Origin of the sequence: Spiroplasma sp. Moj, from assembly GCF_016082285.1 — a bacterium.
Classification (GTDB): Bacteria; Bacillota_I; Bacilli_A; order Mycoplasmatales; family Mycoplasmataceae; genus Spiroplasma; species Spiroplasma phoeniceum.
The window spans coordinates 1833-2742 of sequence record NZ_MQTY02000124.1 but is presented as its reverse complement, the minus strand read 5'-3'; the positions used below and the strand labels follow the sequence as shown (position 1 = coordinate 2742).

Genomic DNA, 910 nt, shown 5'->3' with positions numbered 1-910 from the left:
TGATTTCTATTTTAAATATATTTTATAGGAATTTTAAAATAACTAGGTTATGCAAGAAGTCTAGTATTTCTGACATAAATTAAAATAATTAATGACATTTTGATAAATATAATTTATTTCTTTTGTAAGTTTTTGTTGTAAATATCATTTTTTTATTTTTCGTTGTAATGAATATAATTCATTTTCAGTTNGAATGCTTGTTACCATATACTTTTTCATTTTAATCTCCATTCTAATTTAAAGACTAAATCAGTGGTCTAAAATGTATATGGTTNTNANAAAGATAGTTTATATAAAGTATTGTATTGCTAAAATAATAGTGTAAAATAGTTATAACGGTTTATCCTTTTAACAAAAAAGTAATTTACGGTTTATGCTTTCCGCCTTAAAAAGACTTATGCTGACTTGTTATTCGAACAAGAATAAAAAAAGAGAGGTTTATAAAATGGCAATTACAAAAGAACAATTAATAGAACAAGGTTTAAGTGAAGAAATAGCAGATAATATATTAAATGAATTTCATAATGAAACAAAACAAATTATTGAGGGTATTCAAAAGCGTAAAGATACTATTTCAAAAGAAGAGTATTTAAAAGTTGCTAATGAATTAGATGAATTAAAAGCATTTAAAGGTGTTCCATCGACTAAAATTAAAAATATTAAAAATAATTTAAATAAAGTTAGTGGTAATTCTTTAACTGAAAAAATGCAAACTTTAAAAGAATTAAAACCTGATTTGTTTGTTGAAGAACAACTATCAGTTTCACCTGGTAATTTAATTAAAGATATGATTGAAAAATCGGTTGAAAATAAAAATGATGAAATTGAAACTATTAAAGAAAAAGGAGCATATACTCCTGAGGAAATTAAAAAATTAACTGATTATACACTTAAAAACCTTAGATAATAA

At 22.3% G+C, this 910-nt stretch carries 1 protein-coding gene; it reads left to right on the top strand.

The genetic code is table 4. The features are described from left to right. Positions 1-445 precede the first annotated feature (445 nt). Positions 446-907, top strand: coding sequence for a hypothetical protein (locus BST80_RS04895; RefSeq protein ID WP_415746220.1), 462 nt, complete (start codon positions 446-448; stop codon positions 905-907). Positions 908-910 lie beyond the last annotated feature (3 nt).